At 33.0% G+C, this 17,399-nt stretch carries 14 protein-coding genes; 12 read left to right on the forward strand and 2 right to left on the reverse strand.

Features of this window, described 5'->3' with window-relative positions; genetic code table 11:
* Positions 1–3: 3 nt before the first annotated feature.
* From IEV77_RS03555 to IEV77_RS03605, 11 genes are all read left to right on the forward strand, one after another.
* A complete protein-coding gene (locus tag IEV77_RS03555) occupies positions 4–1,041 on the forward strand; it encodes a vWA domain-containing protein (RefSeq protein ID WP_188461897.1) in 1,038 nt (345 codons plus the stop codon).
* A gap of 234 nt (positions 1,042–1,275) precedes the next feature.
* Entirely contained in the window at positions 1,276–2,133 is an 858-nt protein-coding gene (locus IEV77_RS03560) for a tetratricopeptide repeat protein (protein WP_188461899.1), read from the forward strand.
* A gap of 84 nt (positions 2,134–2,217) precedes the next feature.
* Entirely contained in the window at positions 2,218–3,993 is a 1,776-nt protein-coding gene (locus IEV77_RS03565) for a BatD family protein (RefSeq protein ID WP_188461901.1), read from the forward strand.
* Entirely contained in the window at positions 3,990–4,748 is a 759-nt protein-coding gene (locus IEV77_RS03570; protein WP_188461903.1) for a tetratricopeptide repeat protein, read from the forward strand. The genes IEV77_RS03565 and IEV77_RS03570 overlap by 4 nt, the downstream gene beginning before the upstream one ends.
* 90 nt (positions 4,749–4,838) lie before the next feature.
* Entirely contained in the window at positions 4,839–5,075 is a 237-nt protein-coding gene (locus IEV77_RS03575; RefSeq protein WP_229736566.1) for a hypothetical protein, read from the forward strand.
* Positions 5,076–5,167: 92 nt separating this feature from the next.
* On the forward strand, positions 5,168–6,760 hold the full coding sequence (locus tag IEV77_RS03580; protein ID WP_188461907.1) for a SulP family inorganic anion transporter: 1,593 nt from the start codon (positions 5,168–5,170) through the stop codon (positions 6,758–6,760).
* A 27-nt stretch (positions 6,761–6,787) separates the two neighbouring features.
* Positions 6,788–7,417: a carbonic anhydrase family protein gene (locus IEV77_RS03585; protein ID WP_188461909.1), complete on the forward strand. Its 630-nt coding sequence runs from the start codon at positions 6,788–6,790 to the stop codon at positions 7,415–7,417.
* Positions 7,418–7,947: 530 nt separating this feature from the next.
* Positions 7,948–9,813 (forward strand): SulP family inorganic anion transporter, encoded by a 1,866-nt coding sequence (locus tag IEV77_RS03590; protein ID WP_188461911.1) that lies wholly within the window; start codon positions 7,948–7,950, stop codon positions 9,811–9,813.
* A gap of 4 nt (positions 9,814–9,817) precedes the next feature.
* The gene (locus tag IEV77_RS03595) at positions 9,818–10,444 is read left to right on the forward strand and encodes a carbonic anhydrase (protein WP_188461913.1); all 627 of its coding nucleotides are present in this window, start codon (positions 9,818–9,820) and stop codon (positions 10,442–10,444) included.
* 113 nt (positions 10,445–10,557) lie between these two features.
* Positions 10,558–11,193 carry a carbonate dehydratase gene (gene can / locus IEV77_RS03600; RefSeq protein WP_188461915.1) on the forward strand — a complete coding sequence of 212 codons (636 nt, stop codon included), beginning with the start codon at positions 10,558–10,560 and terminating at the stop codon, positions 11,191–11,193.
* An 11-nt stretch (positions 11,194–11,204) separates the two neighbouring features.
* Positions 11,205–13,070, forward strand: coding sequence for a SulP family inorganic anion transporter (locus tag IEV77_RS03605; protein ID WP_188461917.1), 1,866 nt, complete (start codon positions 11,205–11,207; stop codon positions 13,068–13,070).
* A gap of 61 nt (positions 13,071–13,131) precedes the next feature.
* Here IEV77_RS03605 and IEV77_RS03610 read toward each other — a convergent pair whose 3' ends face one another.
* On the reverse strand, positions 13,132–14,235 hold the full coding sequence (locus IEV77_RS03610; RefSeq protein ID WP_188461919.1) for an HmuY family protein: 1,104 nt from the start codon (positions 14,233–14,235) through the stop codon (positions 13,132–13,134).
* Between the two features lie 21 nt (positions 14,236–14,256).
* Complete coding sequence (locus tag IEV77_RS03615; protein ID WP_188461921.1) at positions 14,257–16,392, reverse strand: TonB-dependent receptor plug domain-containing protein; 2,136 nt, start codon at positions 16,390–16,392, stop codon at positions 14,257–14,259.
* 104 nt (positions 16,393–16,496) lie between these two features.
* On the opposite strand from IEV77_RS03615, the gene IEV77_RS03620 reads away from it, so the two are divergent.
* Entirely contained in the window at positions 16,497–17,396 is a 900-nt protein-coding gene (locus tag IEV77_RS03620) for a DUF6607 family protein (protein ID WP_188461923.1), read from the forward strand.
* Positions 17,397–17,399 lie beyond the last annotated feature (3 nt).

The raw sequence follows: 17,399 nt of genomic DNA on the forward strand, positions 1-17,399 counted from the left end.
AAGATGTATCAATTAGAAGAAAAAATATGGTTTTGGGTATTAGCGATTATTCCAGTAATAATTCTATTCTTTTTGGTGCTTCAATTTTGGAAACGCCATACACAAAAGAAGTTTGCCAATAAAAAACTTTTAAAAAGATTAAGCCCAAACCAATCACTCTTTAAAAACATTTTAAAGATTTCGGTTATTTGCTTAGCAATTGCTTCGTTAACTATTGCTTTGGTGAACCCAAAAGTTGGGACAAAATTAGAAACTGTTAAACGCGAAGGTGTGGATGTGGTTTTTGCTATCGATGTCTCGAAAAGTATGTTGGCCGAGGATATTGCTCCTAACAGACTTGAAAAAGCAAAACAGTTAGTTACTCAAATCATTAATAATTTGGCTAGTGATCGTGTAGGAATTATCGCTTACGCAGGAAAAGCTTTTCCACAACTTCCAATTACAACAGATTACGCCTCGGCTAAAATGTTCTTGCAAAGCATGAATACAGACATGCTATCTTCACAAGGAACAGCTATCGACGAAGCTATTGAGTTATCAAAAACCTATTTTGACGACGATGAGCAAACCAATCGTGTGTTAATTATCATTTCAGATGGAGAAGATCATGGCGAAGTAGCTTCAAAAGTAGCTGAAGAAGCATACAATGAAGGTATTAGAATATTTACCATTGGTGTAGGAGATATAAAAGGTGGCCCAATTCCTATAAAAAGAAATGGCGTTGTTTTAAATTATAAAAAAGATAAAACAGGCGAAACTGTCATTACACGTTTAAATGAAGAAACTCTTAAATCTATTGCTTCAGAAGCTGATGGTGTTTATTTAAACGGGAGAAATACCAATGAAGTTGTAGAAAGCATTACAGATATTTTAAATAAAATGGATAAAAAAGAATTTGAAGCCAAACAATTTGCCGATTTTAAAGACCAATTCCAATGGTTTTTGGCGCTTGCACTTGTACTTCTCTTCTTGGATATCTTTTTATTAGAACGAAAAACGGCTTGGTTAAAGAAATTGAATTTATTCAACGAAAACCTATAATTCTAAGGTTAATTAACAACTTCTTTAATATGAATTTGTAATATCCTGCAAGGTTTTTAAAACCTGGCAGGTATTTATAGCTTAGTTTTTAAACCTACAAGTCTCGACGTTTCGGTATTGAAATCTTGCAGGTTAGTGAATTGAAATTTTATAAAACCTTTAACTATCAACAACACAACTGTTTTATATATTTGAGGTCGCACAAAAGCATAATGAAAGAAGGTTATATTTAAAATGAGATACTTACTAGTTTACATATTTGCATTGCTTTCGGTTTCTAGTTTTTCTCAAGAAGAAGACACGGAGAAACAAGCTGCCTTGACTTTAAAAAAAGCGAATAATTTTGTCTATGAAGGCAATGAGAACGCAGTTAACGACGATTTTGTTCTAGCAGAAATGGCTTATCGTCAAGCGCTTTCAGAGCAAACATCATCTGTTGCGGGAGCTTATAATTTAGGAACTTCATATATTAATGAAGGAAGTTATACCGAAGCATTGTATCGTTTACTTCAAGCAACTAAAAATGCAACTTCAAAAGAAGAAAAGCATATCGCCTTTCATAATATTGGAAATATCTTGATGAAAGAGAACAAATGTCAAGAAGCTGTTGATGCCTATAAAAATGCCTTGAGAAACAATCCAGCGGACAATGAAACACGTTACAACCTTGGTTTAGCAAAAGAATGTGCGGAACAGCAAAAGGATGATCCAAAAGACGATAATAAGGACGACGAGAAGAAGGATCAAGACCAAGATCAAAATCAAGACGAAAACAAGGAAAACGAAGATAAGAAAGATCAGGACGAAGGAGATAAAAAGGAAGATAATAAAGATCAAGGCGATCAGGATAAAAAAGACGGCGACGACGAAAAAGATGATGAAGGCAAGCCAAAAGAAGATAATAAAGATCAAGGAAAAGGAGACGATCAGAAAAAAGAACCTCAAGATCAGCAACCACAACCTGGACAATTATCTCCTCAACAGGTGAAAAATTTACTGGAAGCCATGAACAATCAGGAGCAAAAAGTTCAAGAAAAAATGAATGCTGAAAAGCAACAAGGCGTAAAAGTAGAAACAGATAAAGATTGGTAAATTTTAAAGAATTAAAATAATAGAATAAAAAATAAAGACTTTTCTTTCCCTTTGGGAAAAATGTCCGAAGGACAGAAAGAGCCTATGAAAATAATAAAATACATATCATTAATTTTAATTATACTAACTACTAGTCTTGCTAGTGCTCAAATAACTTTTGAGGCTAAAGTAAGTAAGAAGAAACTTGGTATAAACGAAAGGTTGCGTGTCGATTTCGAGATGAATAAAGATGGCGACAATTTTAATCCGCCAGATTTTGTAGGTTTTAATATAGTTGGTGGCCCAAACCAAGCTGTTAGCACGTCTTGGATGAATGGCAAGCGCTCTTATAAAAAAACCTATAGCTATTTCTTATCCCCAAAACAGAGAGGGACTTTTAATATTAAACAAGCCAGTATAGAAATTGATGGAGAGATTTATAAAACATCTCCTCAAAACATTGTGGTTACGGCTGCAGTCGATAGACCGAACGATGATAACAACCCTGAAACCATTGCAGATAATAACATTCACTTGGTTGCTGAGGTATCAAATGGAAATCCATATTTAAACGAAGCTATAACGGTTGTTTACAAACTTTATGTGTCTCCAGATACAGGAGTTAGTAATTGGAGAGAAATAGACAATCCTAGATATAACGATTTTTGGAGTCAGAGTATTGATATAAAAAGTTTAACAGTCCAAAATGGTACGTATAAAGGAGCCGATTATAGATATGTTGTTTTGAGAAAAACAGTTCTCTACCCTCAAAAAACGGGAAAACTTGAAATAGAACCTTTAAGTTTAGATGTTACCATTGAAGTGCCAACAAACAGACGCGATATTTTTGGTGGCAGATTAATGGCCAAAGTGCATAAAACTATTTCTGCTGGAAATAGAACTATAGACGTAAAACCATTACCATTAGAAGGGAAACCAGAAGATTTTACTGGAGCTGTTGGAGATTTTCAATTCAATGTCATTACCTCTAAATCGGAGTTAAATGCGTCAGAATCTTTACAAGCTCGTGTAGAAGTAAAAGGAAATGGAAACCTAAAGTTATTTGAACTTCCTAAACTTTCTTTACCAAGTTCTTTAGAAGTTTATGAGCCAGAACATGGTGAAAATGTAACTACTAATTTGAGCGGAATGCAAGGAAGTATTTCAGACAGTTATACCATTGTTCCGCAATACAAAGGAAAATATCCAATCCCAAGCATTAGCTTTTCGTATTTTGATGTAAAAACAGAATCTTACAAACGGATTTCATCAGGTGAAATTGTTTTAAATGTGCTTGAAGGGCCAACAAATACAACAAATTCAGACAATAATATTGCATCGACAAATAACCTAAAGCAACCAGTTGTTGTGAATAACGAACAATTTGCCTTTATAAAAACAGATGCTAATTTAACCAGTATTAAACCAAATCATTTCTTTAAAACCACAGGTTTCTGGACAGGTTTATTATTGCCATTATTAGCCATTCCGTTGGCTATCATTATTAGAAAAAAGAAACAAGAACGCGACGCAGATATCACTGGTAATAGAGTGAGAAAAGCCGATAAATTAGCAAAACGTTATTTAAGTGAAGCCAAAAAAGCTTTAGGGAAAAAAGAAGCATTTTATGTTGCTCTTGAAAAAGCATTGCACAATTATTTAAAAGCGAAGTTGCGTATTGAAACCAGTGAGTTTACAAAAGATAAAATTGAAGATATATTAATAACAAGACAAGTGGATAGCGAAATAGTTTCAGAGTTTTTGGCTATTTTACAAAACTGCGAATTGGCTCGTTTTACCCCGATTACTCAAGTGGAAATGCAACAGGATTACGATAAAGCAGCAAAAACAATTTCAGCAATAGATAAACAGATTAAATGAAGCAATTAGTTTACATATGTGTGCTTTTATTGAGCTTTATAACTTCCGCTCAAAATACGTCCTTATTTGAACAAGGGAATGCGCTTTACAACGAAGGAGATTATGATCAAGCCATTCTTAAATACAATTTGGTTTTGGAAAACGGTGAACATTCAGCAGCCTTGTATTTTAATTTGGCAAATGCTCATTATAAATTAAGTCATATTGCACCAAGCATTTATTACTACGAAAAAGCTTTAGAGCTGGCTCCAAACGATAAGGAAATTATAAACAATGTAGCTTTTGCTCGTAACATGACCATAGATGCTATTGGAATTGTGCCAGAAGTTGGACTTTCAAAATTCATAAAAAGCACCACCAATTCATTAAGTTTCGATGGGTGGGCAAAAATGGCTATCGCATTTATTTGTGTGTTTGTACTTTTGTTCCTTACCTATTATTTTGCGTATTCAACAACAAAAAAACGTCTCGCTTTTATTGGTAGCATGACCTGTTTAGGGTTTACCTGTTTAGCCTTAAGCTTTGCTTTTCATAAATATAATTTGGATAAAAATGACCAGCCAGCAATTGTTTTTGCACAAGAAAGCCAGGTTAAAAGTGAACCAAATTTACGTAGCACAGAGGCTTTTATTCTTCATGAAGGTACTAAGGTTCAAATACTAGATACCGTGAACAACTGGAAAAAAATTAGACTTTCAGATGGTAAAACGGGTTGGGTGGTTAATGAGGATATTAAAATATTAAAAATTCCCTAACATTCATTTGGACTGGTTGTCTTATATTTGCAATTCAATATTTTTTTAATGAATAGACACACCGTAGCAATTTTTTTTACAATATTATTCATGGCTCTAATAAGTGCGCCATCGATAATTTCAGCTATGGATGATTCTATTGATATTTCTCAATTTTTCAGTATTACCGAAGAGGAAGAAACAGCAAAAATACTACTTGAGATAAATCTTACCGAAACGGAACATTTAATACTTACTAGTTCTAATGAGAATTTAGGTTATTATAAAAAAAACTACACAAAACCGCACCTAAATTTAATTTCTCCACCACCAGAATTCATTTCTTAATTTTTTTAGTTTAAGGACGAATCTTGTCCAAATCGAAAATTATTAATTACGACTACTGAAATTATTTTTCAGTAGCATATATGAATTTATACATGTTAAAAACTATTAAAAGCGACTTGCCTGCAAGTGTCGTTGTGTTTTTTGTGGCCTTGCCATTATGTTTAGGAATTGCCTTGGCCAGTGGAGCCCCTCTTTTTTCTGGATTAATTGCTGGAATTATTGGAGGAATTGTAGTAGGAGCTTTAAGTGGTTCTAAAATTGGAGTTAGTGGTCCTGCCGCTGGTTTAGCTGCTATTGTATTAACTGCAATTGGATCTTTAGGAGGTTATGAAAACTTTTTAGTTGCCGTTGTTTTAGGAGGTGTCATTCAATTACTTTTTGGAGTTTTAAAAGCTGGAATTATTGGGTACTATTTTCCTTCTTCGGTTATTAAAGGGATGCTTACAGGTATTGGTATTATCATTATTTTAAAACAAATTCCAAACTTTTTTGGGTATGATGAAGAATCTGCTTGGGATTTAGAATTTTTTGAAATAGATGGAGGGAATACATTTTCAGAATTATTTTCTATGCTGAGTAATATCCACCCCGGAGCCGCTCTAATTGGAATAATTGGCTTAGTACTTTTAGTGTTTTGGGAAAAGGTATTAAGTAAAAAATCTAAAGTGTTCGAAATTATTCAAGGCCCTTTTGTAGTGGTTGTATTAGGAATAGTATTTTTTACACTAACGCAAAATTACGATGCCTTATCCATTGGAGCCGTTCATATGGTAAGCGTTCCAATTCCTGAAGATATCAACTCTTTTATAGGTCAGTTTAGTTTTCCTAATTTCTCAGCTATTACAAATCCGGAAGTATGGATTGTTGCTTTTACTATTGCGCTAGTAGCAAGTTTAGAGACCTTGTTATGCGTAGAAGCATCAGATAAAATTGATCCAGATAAAAACGTAACGCCTACAAATAGAGAATTATTAGCACAAGGTGCTGGTAATATTATTTCAGGTTTAATAGGTGGTTTACCAATAACACAAGTAATTGTTAGAAGTTCTGCTAATATTCAATCTGGTGGAAAAACTAAAATGTCCGCTATTTTTCACGGTTTCTTATTATTAATATCTGTTATATTAATTCCAACATTACTTAATAAGATTCCATTATCTGTGTTAGCTGCCATTTTATTATTAGTAGGTTATAAGCTAGCAAAACCCGGATTATTCAAACAAATGTATCAATTAGGTTGGAAACAATCTATCCCATTTTTTGTAACTGTATTTGGAATTGTATTTACGGACCTATTGGTTGGTATTGGGTTAGGATTAATGGTTGGAATTGTAGTGATACTATTAAAAAGTTATCAAAACTCTCACTTTCTTCATATTGAAGATAATAGTAACGGAAAACATAAAATTAAAATGACGCTTGCAGAGGAAGTAACCTTCTTTAATAAAGGAGCCATTTTAAAGGAATTAGATAGTTTACCAAGAGATACTTATTTCGAGTTCGACGTTACTAAAACCAGATATTTAGATTATGATATAATTGAAATATTAGAAGATTTTGCCTTTAAAGCAAAAGAAAGAAATATCGACATCAAATTAATTTCTAAGCGAGGTGTTGTCGAAAACCCACCAAGTTTTATCGAGTTTTTTAAATTAAGACCTAAATCTAATATCAGTTTAAGCTAAAGTATAATAAAATTAAAATCAAAACACATGAAAGCACATACAAGAGAATCTCAAGCCACAATGACACCAGAAAAGTCATTACAATATTTAAAAGAAGGAAACCAAAGGTTTCAAAATAATTTAAAAGCGAATAGAAATCTTTTAGAACAAGTAAATGATACAAGCGATGGCCAATTTCCTTTCGCAACTATTTTGAGTTGTATAGATTCTAGAGTATCATCCGAATTAGTATTTGACCAAGGGTTAGGAGATGTTTTTAGCGTGCGTATTGCAGGTGATATTGTAAACGAAGACATTTTAGGGAGTATGGAATTTGCATGCAAGTTAGCTGGTACAGAACTTATTGTTGTTCTAGGACACACTAGTTGTGGTGCGGTAAAAGGTGCCTGTGATCATGCTGAAATGGGCAATCTGACTAAGTTAGTCCAAAAAATAACCCCAGCTGTCAATGCTGTAGAAGAGCCTAAAGATGAAAGCTTAAGAACCTCTAAAAATTTAGATTTTGTAGATAGTGTTTCACACATGAATGTACAATTAATGATAGATAGAATTCATGCAGAAAGTCCAATTCTTACTGAAATGGAGACAAATGGAGAGATTAAAATTATTGGAGCCATGTATGACATAAATACGGGTGAAGTGGCTTTTTATGAATAGAAAAAGGTCCAAAACAAATTGCAAGGAGAATAAGTCTGGTAACACTAACATGTCTGTTAGTGTTACCTATCTTTACAAATGTCTAAGGATGCGATTTTAAAATTGGTTAGTATATTTTGAAAGTAGTCTTCAAAGTTATGGGCCATTTTAAGCCATTTCTTTTAAGACTAGGAATTGGAGTTAATCATTCAGAAAAGAATATTGGAATTTTGCTCGAATATGGTTATATTTTGTCATCAAATTGCATTGTAAAAACAGATGATATATTTCAATGAGTCACCACAGCAAACATCAAAATTTTATAAGAAAGTAAACTTACGGAATAGTAAATTGCAACCATTCTTATAAATTTGTAAAACGTTTCGTTTAAGATTAAAATGGATATAAAGTTACAAGATCAATAAATTTCTAAGAATAGAATCGCTTATTGAAACCAGTCTTTGAAACTAGAATTATAAATTAATTACATAATATTGTTCCTTAATTTGTAAGAAACATGAGCATAAAAATAAAATCAAAAACATATATAAATGAAAAATTTCTTTTCAAATTTAAAAGGTGATGCATTTGGCGGTATCACTGCAGGTATTGTAGCATTGCCACTAGCTTTAGCCTTTGGAGTTTCTTCTGGGTTAGGTCCAAGTGCTGGGCTTTATGGAGCGATATTTTTAAGCTTCTTTGCAGCACTTTTTGGTGGTACGAATACTCAGATTTCTGGACCTACAGCGCCAATGACGGCAGTTAGTATGGTTCTTATCGCTGGATTATTAGCTATTAATGAAGGAGATGTTAGCAAATCTTTGCCAATTATTTTAACTGTATTTATTTTAGCTGGATTAATGCAAGTAGCTCTTGGTATTTTTGGCTTTGGAAAATATATAAAGTACATCCCTTACCCAGTGGTTTCAGGATTTATGACTGCCATTGGACTTATTATAATTATAACTCAAATTCTTCCTTCAGTAGGATATTATCCAGGTGAGGATCAAGAATTAATTGATCAATACAAACCTCATGCTGAAGAAATGCTTTTAAATGATATTTTAAAAGAGGAAGCTGGTGAAGGTATTCTAGTTCTTGAAAATTTTAAAGAGACAGTGCTTAGAGCTGGAAAAATTACACCTGCAGACATGGAGAGTGAAGCATCTATATTGGCTGGAAACTCTGCATCTGGTGCCTTGGGTTCTTTAAAAGCAATCCCAAGAGCTTTACAAAATATTAATTGGTTAGAGTTACTTTTGGCTCTTGGAACTATCATTCTAATTTATGGTTTTAAACGAATAACCACGGCCATTCCAAGTACCTTAGTTGCATTAGTGGTGGTCTCTGGAATTGCAATTGGTTTTGGTTTAGATTATAGACCAATTGAGGAAATTCCAAGTGGTTTTCCAATGATTAATATGGGGATTTTCAACGAATTCAGTTTTGGTAATTTAATGCCGTATTTCTTTACAGCATTTACCTTAGCCTTGTTAGGTTCTATTGATTCTTTATTAACAAGTGTTGTTGCAGATAACGTTACAAAAACAAAACATAAACCCAATAAAGAACTTATCGGACAAGGTATTGGTAATAGTATTGCTGGACTTTTTGGTGGATTACCTGGTGCAGGTGCAACCATTAGAACCGTTGTAAATATCAATGCTGGAGGTAAAACTAGGCTTTCAGGAATGATAGCCGGTATTCTTTTATTGGTTATTCTTTTAGCTTTAGGACCTATAGCTTCACAAATACCTGCAGCTGTTTTAGCGGGAATTTTGATTACTGTTGGAATTGGCGTTATGGATTATAAAGGTTTAAAAGCCATTCCTTCTCTTCCTAAAGATATAAAAATAGGGCCTTTTAAATTAAGCTCAGAGGTCTTAATTATGATTGTCGTTTTATTACTTTCTACTTTTTGGAATTTAGTTTATGCGGTTGGAATTGGGTTAATAATAGCATCTCTATTATTTATGAAAAAAATTGGAGATTTAACAGCACAACGATCAGATGTTAAGTCTTTAACGAAAGAAAAAGCATGGGATGATGAAGCAAATTTCCCAGAGAAATTAAAAGAAGAAGTCTTTATTAAACACCTAAAAGGACCTTTGTTTTTTGGTTCTACAAGCGAGTTTCAAAGTTTAGCAGACCAGATTCCAATAACGGCTAAAACGGTGATTATTCGTTTAGGACGTATGCAATATATGGATCAATCTGGTTTATATGCTATGGAAGATGTGCTTCATGATTTAAACAAAAAAAACATAACCGTTTTATTTGTGGGCTTATTGAAACAACCTAGATATATGATGGAACGAATTGATATTATTCCAGATTTAATACATCCTAGTCAAATATTTACTACTTTTAAAGCATGTACTACTTGGATAAAAAGTAATGTAAAAGATATTTACTAATCATATGAACATCGATAAAGTATTTGAAAATAATAAAGCCTGGATTCAAGAAAAGTTAGAAGTTAATAAAGATTATTTCGAAGATTTAGGGAAAGGACAAAATCCGGAATTGCTATATATTGGATGCTCAGATAGTCGAGTAACTGCCGAAGAACTCATGGGAGCAAAGCCTGGAGAAGTATTTGTGCATAGAAACATAGCAAATATGGTTATTAGTATCGACCTAAATGTGATGTCTGTTATCAACTATGCAGTAAATCATCTGGAAGTGAAACATGTTATCGTTTGTGGACATTATGCTTGTGGTGGTGTAAAAGCCGCGATGCAGTCTGCAGATTTAGGAATTCTTAACCCTTGGTTACGTAATATTCGTGATGTATATAGAATTCATAGAGATGAATTAAATGCGATTGTAGATGAAGAAAAACGTTACGACAAGCTTGTAGAGCTTAATGTAAAAGAACAGTGTGTGAATTTAATTAAAACCGCTGCTGTTCAAAAAGCATATAGAGATAGAGGTCTAATAGTGCATGGTTGGGTTTTTGATGTGCATACTGGAAAACTCATCGATTTAAAAATTGACTTTGAAAAATATCTCAAAGATATCATGGAAATTTATCATCTAGATTAGTTTATAAAGCCACGTTTAACCACGTGGCTTTTTTTATTATAACCAATTACAACTAATAAATACCAAAACCCTATCTTTAAACTTTAATATGAATAGTAACTAAAACATCTAAAATGAATTCTTTTTATAAAAAATTATTGGACAATAACAAGAAATGGGTTGATGAGAAATTAAAAATAGATGAAAACTATTTTGTTGATTTATCTAAAGGACAAACCCCACCATTATTATGGATAGGATGTGCAGATAGTAGAGTGCCTGCAAATGAAGTAATTGGAGGGAAACCTGGAGAAGTTTTTGTACATAGAAATATTGCAAACCTAGTTTTACATACAGATATGAATATGTTAAGCGTCCTAGATTATGCCGTTAATGCTCTAAAAGTAAAACATATCATTGTTTGTGGTCATTATGGTTGTGGAGGTGTTAAAGCTGCTATGGGAAATGATTCCATTGGAATAATAGACAACTGGATAAGACACATAAAAGATGTTTATAGACTTCATCAAGGAGAATTAGACGCTATTGAAGACGAAACAGAACGTTTTAATAAATTTGTTGATTTAAATGTGTACGAACAAGTATTCGATCTTGCCAAAACATCCATCGTTCAATCTGCATGGAAAAATGGCCAAGAACTTAATTTACACGGCTGGGTTTATACCTTAGATTCTGGTTTAGTAAAAGATTTAGGCGTAAATATTAGCAACGATTCTGAATTATCTGACGTATATCAACTTAATTTTTAAAATTTTAATAAATGAAAAACTTTTTTTCAAATCTTAAAGGGGATGCCTTTGGAGGAATTACAGCTGGAATCGTCGCTTTACCATTAGCATTAGCCTTTGGTGTGTCTTCTGGATTAGGCCCAAGTGCGGGACTTTATGGCGCCATATTTTTAAGTTTTTTCGCAGCCTTTTTTGGGGGAACAAGTACTCAGATTTCTGGACCTACTGCGCCACTTACTGCCGTAAGTATGGTTTTAATTTCAGGTCTTCTTGCTTTAAATGAAGGAGATGTTAGTAAATCGCTTCCAATTATTCTTGCCGTCTTTATTATGGCTGGATTAATGCAAGTGGCTCTTGGTGTTTTTGGTTTTGGAAAATATATTAAATACATCCCATATCCTGTAATTTCAGGATTTATGACAGCCATTGGACTTATAATTTTAATTACACAAATACTTCCAGCTGTTGGATATTATCCTGGGGAAGACACAGAACTGGTCAATCAATACAAACCACAGGCTGAAGAAATGATTCTAAAAGATATTCTAAAAGAAGAATCTGGTGAAGGCATTTTGGTTATAAATAATATCAAAGAAACCTTAGGACGTGCGCAACTTACTACAAGTGAAGAGATCCTGAAAGAATCTCAAATCTTAGCAGGTAATTCTGCAACAAGTGCTTTAGGAGCTGTTAAAGCCATTCCAAGAGCCTTGCAACATATTAATTGGTTAGAATTATTTTTAGCACTTGGAACAATCTTTATTATTTATGGATTTAAACGAATAACAAAAGTAATTCCAAGCACGCTCGTCGCATTAGTTGTTGTTTCTGGAATTGCCGTTGGTTTTGGCTTGGATTATAGACCTATTGAAGAAATTCCGGGAGGTTTTCCAATTCCTAACTTAAGCATTTTTACCGAATTTAATTTTGGTAATATTTCGCCATATATTTTTACGGCTTTTACTCTAGCTTTACTTGGAGCTATAGATTCACTTTTAACCAGTGTTGTGGCAGATAATGTTACAAAAACCAGACACAATCCTAATAAAGAACTTATTGGACAAGGGATAGGAAATAGTATTGCTGGTTTATTTGGTGGATTACCTGGGGCAGGAGCAACAATTAGAACTGTTGTAAATATAAATGCAGGAGGAAAAACCAGACTTTCTGGAATGATTTCTGGAGTTATGCTTTTGTTGGTTCTTTTATTAATAGGCCCTGTCGCTTCACAAATTCCAGCGGCTGTTTTAGCAGGAATCTTAATTACTGTAGGAATTGGTGTTATGGATTATAAAGGTCTTAAAGCAATTCCAAGCATGCCTAAAGACATGAAAGTTGGACCAATAAAATTAAGCTCAGAAGTCTTAATCATGATTATAGTTTTACTGCTTTCTACCTTTTGGAATCTAGTATATGCTGTTGGGATTGGGCTAATGATTGCCTCTTTAATGTTTATGAAAAAAATTGGGGATCTTACTGCAGAACGTTCTGATGTGAAATCTTTAGGAAATGAAAAAGCTTGGGATGATGAAGCAAATTTTCCAGAATATTTAAAACAAGAAGTGTTTATAAAACATATTAAAGGACCTTTGTTTTTTGGAACTACAAGCGATTTTCAAATTCTTTCAGATCAAATTCCTAAAACGGCTTCAACAGTCATAATTAGAACCGGACGAATGGCATATATCGATCAATCTGGTTTATATGCCTTGGAAGATGTTTTAATTGATTTAAAAAAGAATAACATGAATGTCCTTATTGTTGGTTTATTAGAACAACCAAGATATTTAATGGAACGTATAGATATTATTCCTGGGTTAGTTCCAGAAGAACACTTGTTTGCAGATTTTAATGAGTGCCTTAGTTGGGTTAAAGCCAACGTTAAAAACAAATCTTAATTGAAACAAATTACAAAAGCCACTTTAAAAAGTGGCTTTTTTTTTATTATCTCTTAACTACTTATTGTAATAAACTATAAGCAAATTCAGGATGGCCACGCTCGCCAGACTCATTCGTTAAAGCTAAAAATTTAAGCTTGTACAAGTTTCCATCTGTATCATTAACAACATAAAATACAGTAGTTTTTAATGAAGGTTCAGAACTAGGTCCTCCGCCATTTCTCCAACTGCTTCCTATACTACGTTGGTCGTTACTAAAGTTACTATCTATGACATCTCCTAGAGTAAAGTTGTTGTATGTTAAGTCAGTTTCAACTTCGGTATCTATCATATAAGCTTGGGCATTAGCTTTACTATTATTTACAACAAAATCAGTAAAACCGTATGCACCATAACTGTCTGGACCAGCAAATACTTCATTTGTAAATACTGTAAAGTTTAAATCCCATTGAGTTTTAATTGGTTCTACATTAACTTCAGATTCTGTATTAAAGCTAAAAAATGTAAAATTGTAACTCGGATTTTTAGAAATGGTTACTTCTTGATGCGTTGTAGCGTCTAAATCGGCATATTGTAAAACATAATCATTGCCACTTTTTAACACACGAATTTTCATCCAACCTCTAGCATCTCCTTCAACTGCAACCGTTCCATTAGCTGGAGTTGTTGTACCAACTTCAGACCCTAAGTTTAATAAATACACAGGATTTTCAACATCCGTATCTGAAATAGCATCAATTGCTGTTCCATTAATATTGCCATATGGCGCGTCTATAAATGCCATACTATCAGGGTTAAAGGTTCCAACAGCTACTTGAGGTTGTAAAGCTTGAACTTCAGCAGATGATGAATTTACAGCATCAATATCAAATGTTGTTAGTTCTGCGGTAGCCATATAAATAGAGCCATTTATAGCTACTCTAAATTCTGATCCAGAATAAAATCCTAAATCCCAAGTGTCTCTCTGCACATTTGTAGATGTATTGGTGCTTAAGTCTATATATACTTGATTTTGCTCGTTTGGTCCGCCTACTTGTGGCTCTATGGCCGCTCCTTCTATAATAATATTTATAGGTCCAGAAGTTGTATTGTCGTCATCGCTACTACAGCTAAAGGTTGTTGCTAATAGTAATCCAAATAGGAATATTGAAAATTTGTTTGTCATGATAATTGTTTTATAGTGGTTTTAAAAATTGAATGTATATAATAGTTTTAAGTAGAAAGAGCGTCCATAACCTAAGGTTAAGTTATCGCTACTTCCACTGTGTGTTCCTCCAGATGAATTGGCGCTTTGAATATTAACTGAAGTTATGTCTAGTAAGTTTCTAGCTCCTACAGTTACCTGAAAAGTATCTTTAAAAAAATCCTTTTTAATGGAAGCATCTAGCCAACTATAGGGATCTAAAGTTTCTATTGTAAAAAGATTATCTCCATTAGCATCAACACCAGAGGCTACATAATTTTGTTGTTCGCTATTATATTTATAAAGTATGGTGAAAAAAGTGTCCCATTTTTTTAATTGATACGTAACACTCGAGTTAATTTGAAATGCATAAAGAAAGTCGTCGTTTGTATTTACTTCATTGCCTAATCCTCTAGAAATCCCTTGTAATGTAGCTCCTAAATTAAAGGTCCAATGGCTTGATTGTATGGAGTTATCTAAGGTTAAACCAAAAAGTTTATAACTGTCTATATTAATATATTGGTATTGTAACGGAGTGGTATTTACTATCGCTAAATCTATTTTGTCTTCTAAGGAGATATAGCTAAATTTTATTTCGTTTTGTAAAGAGATGTCATCAAACCAACTGCGTTTTTTTAAATTTACAAAGGCAGTGTAACCATTTTCAGGATTTAGGTTTTCATTACCGCGAACATCATGATTAGAATCTACGAAGTAGTAATAAAGCTCTTCGAAATTTGGAGTTCTGTAGGAGCTACCCACATTGGCTCGAAGTTCAAACCCATGTTTCAATAAATATCTGGCACTTAAAGAACCAAGTAGTTTCGATTGAAATAGAGAATTATATTCATATCGCAATCCTGGTCTTACAGAAAAGGCTTCTGTAAAGTTGTATTCTGCCGAAGCATATGTTGCTAAATTGTATTGAGATTGGGTTTTATCTAATTGGCTGTAATCTCCTGAAGACTGGGTATCAAATCCTTCAATATATCTTGTTTCATAACCTAATTGAAAATTAAATTTGTCGTTTTTGATTAAGTTATTTACAGCTCCATTAGAAAAAAACACTTTAGTAGATTGGTAGGTTTCGTCTATTTCTTCGGTTTTTTCGCCACTTAAAATATAATAGTTAAATTCATTTATATCACGTTTTTGCTGCTGATAAGAAAAGGATGCTTTATAGTTAGCACCAGAATTAAATGAACCCGAGATATTGATGTTATTTACAAAACGATTGGTTGTATAAATTCTATCGGTTGATGAAGGATTTGAGGTTTGATTGTTAAAATCTATATTTTCTCTAACAGTCTGGTCGTAATAATCAAGAACTTCATTAAAATAATCAAATCTATAATTAAGTCTAAATTTCTCACTGTTATAATTTAAAAGCGCATTGGTATTAATTTGAGTTTTTGGCAACCATTCATAACCTCTTAAACTGTCGTTCTGATAGTAATCTTTTCCTTGTCTGTCATTTAAAAAACCAGCAAATTGGTTTCTGTTAAATCCTACTCTGGCATAAAATTTATCATTGATATTATGAGACACATTCAAAGATTGTATGTGCCTGCCTTCATCAAACCAAGCATATTCATCGCTTACCGTTTCTTCTTGAACCGAAGCTTGTATCTCCCAATCCGTATCAATAGATTTTTTGGTAATTATGTTAATCACCCCTGAAACGGCATTGGCACCATACTCAACTCCCATGGAACCTTCTACTATTTCTATGCGCTCAATTTCATCAAGATTAACTTGTGTTAAATCTACATTATTACCTAAACCATTATCACTAACCAAAGGAATGTTATCTACTAGAATATTAAAATATTGAGAGTCTAACCCGAAAAATGAAATTTGAGATTTACCTGTTTGAGAATTTGGAGTCACTGTCAGGTTTAGATTGAAATTCAATAAATCGGCTAAATTATTAGCTGCCTGATTTTCAATTTGCTCTCTATCAATAACAATTACACTATGAATCGATTTTCTTATAGACTCTGGATTGTATTGTCCAGTAATAACAACTTCATTAAGTGCTTCAGTTTTAGTAGAATCCGTAGGAATTTCTTGAGCAAAAACCATCGGACTTAAAAAAAGTGAAAAATAAATGAAGATATTATTTTTATTTAGACTCATTCTTATTTAAATTTGCTGCAAATATAGAATCTTATTTTAAATCAGTCTAAATAAGAATAGAAATTTTTAAATTAATTTTAAGAAACCATAAAAACAATCTTTTAATGAAACGATTAGCCATTTTAGCCCTTTTAATAACTACCATCACTTCAGCACAAAACAAAAAAGAAAAAGACCAAAAAGCCATTAAAGACATGTGTGGTTGCTATGAAGTAACCTTTAATTTTACTGAAACTTTTGAATATTCTGGCGATTCAACCTATTTAGCTTCCGAAGTAAAACATGATAAAGGTTTAGAATGGGTAGAGTTGATTCAAGATGCCGATGATAAAATCGCCATGCAACATTTATTGATTGTAGGCACAGCTGAACGTCCATATATTGTGAAGCACTGGAGACAAGACTGGGAATTTGAAAATACAAATTTATACGAATACAATCATAATAACATATGGCAATATGTAAACCTTTCTAAAGAGGAGGTAAAAGGACAATGGACTCAAAAAGTATTTCAAGTAGATGATAGTCCGCGTTATGAAGGTTCTGCTTCTTGGGTACATGTTGATGGTAAAAGCTATTGGGAAAATGAAACTTCTGCGCCATTACCAAGACGTGAGTACACTACACGAAGCGATTACAATGTTACAACAAGAAGAAACAGACATGAGATTACATCTTACGGTTGGTTACATGAACAGGATAACGATAAAGTTATTCGTAAAGACGGAACTGAAGATGTTATCTTAGCCCAAGAAAAAGGATACAATACTTATAAAAAAGTAGCCGATACTAAATGTCAAGCGGGTCAAGACTATTGGACAAAAAACAAAGATAAATGGGCTATAGTTCGTGCCAAATGGGATGAAGTTTTTGGAAGAAATACCGATTTAATTTTAGAAGAAAAAGTTGATAATAAAGTAATGTTTAAGTATTTGTTAGACGACGAAAACTATAAAACTGTTGAAGACATTGATCCAGTAATCGAATCATTTATAAAATCTTAAGAG

The sequence above is a fragment of the Xanthomarina arctica genome (assembly GCF_014638915.1).
Lineage (GTDB): Bacteria > Bacteroidota > Bacteroidia > Flavobacteriales > Flavobacteriaceae > Xanthomarina > Xanthomarina arctica.

Coding starts and splice junctions, on each gene's coding strand:
- IEV77_RS03555 (WP_188461897.1), top strand. CDS start 4: ATGTATCAATTAGAAGAAAAAATATGGTTTTGGGTATTAGCGATTATT.
- IEV77_RS03560 (WP_188461899.1), top strand. CDS start 1,276: ATGAGATACTTACTAGTTTACATATTTGCATTGCTTTCGGTTTCTAGT.
- IEV77_RS03565 (WP_188461901.1), top strand. CDS start 2,218: ATGAAAATAATAAAATACATATCATTAATTTTAATTATACTAACTACT.
- IEV77_RS03570 (WP_188461903.1), top strand. CDS start 3,990: ATGAAGCAATTAGTTTACATATGTGTGCTTTTATTGAGCTTTATAACT.
- IEV77_RS03575 (WP_229736566.1), top strand. CDS start 4,839: ATGGCTCTAATAAGTGCGCCATCGATAATTTCAGCTATGGATGATTCT.
- IEV77_RS03580 (WP_188461907.1), top strand. CDS start 5,168: ATGTTAAAAACTATTAAAAGCGACTTGCCTGCAAGTGTCGTTGTGTTT.
- IEV77_RS03585 (WP_188461909.1), top strand. CDS start 6,788: ATGAAAGCACATACAAGAGAATCTCAAGCCACAATGACACCAGAAAAG.
- IEV77_RS03590 (WP_188461911.1), top strand. CDS start 7,948: ATGAAAAATTTCTTTTCAAATTTAAAAGGTGATGCATTTGGCGGTATC.
- IEV77_RS03595 (WP_188461913.1), top strand. CDS start 9,818: ATGAACATCGATAAAGTATTTGAAAATAATAAAGCCTGGATTCAAGAA.
- can (WP_188461915.1), top strand. CDS start 10,558: ATGAATTCTTTTTATAAAAAATTATTGGACAATAACAAGAAATGGGTT.
- IEV77_RS03605 (WP_188461917.1), top strand. CDS start 11,205: ATGAAAAACTTTTTTTCAAATCTTAAAGGGGATGCCTTTGGAGGAATT.
- IEV77_RS03610 (WP_188461919.1), bottom strand. CDS start 14,235: ATGACAAACAAATTTTCAATATTCCTATTTGGATTACTATTAGCAACA.
- IEV77_RS03615 (WP_188461921.1), bottom strand. CDS start 16,392: ATGAGTCTAAATAAAAATAATATCTTCATTTATTTTTCACTTTTTTTA.
- IEV77_RS03620 (WP_188461923.1), top strand. CDS start 16,497: ATGAAACGATTAGCCATTTTAGCCCTTTTAATAACTACCATCACTTCA.